Annotated in this window: 1 pseudogene; it reads right to left on the bottom strand. The window is 51.3% G+C overall.

Going from position 1 to position 224, the window contains the following annotated elements:
• Window positions 1-224 (bottom strand): annotated as a pseudogene (locus tag J3482_RS22350) (IS110 family transposase); the annotation flags it as partial.

The following is a 224-nucleotide window of genomic DNA, read 5'->3' on the forward strand; positions in this document are numbered from 1 at the left end:
TTCATCGAGTCGGGTAATCTCTTCATCGAGATAATCGATGTGGCGTAGTTGTGCAGCCAGCATCATGCGTTGGTGATCTCCCATCAGCCCATTTAGGGCTTGCTGCAAATCCGCCTTTTTTGACCTCAGTCGTCCCTTCGCCAACTCTGAAAGTACCTCAGAGCTATCCTCTCCCCGAATCATCGCCTCTAGCATGGCTCGTCCAGACTTACCCAAGGTGTTAC

The organism is Alicyclobacillus suci (genome assembly GCF_017329615.1).
Lineage (GTDB): Bacteria > Bacillota > Bacilli > Alicyclobacillales > Alicyclobacillaceae > Alicyclobacillus > Alicyclobacillus suci.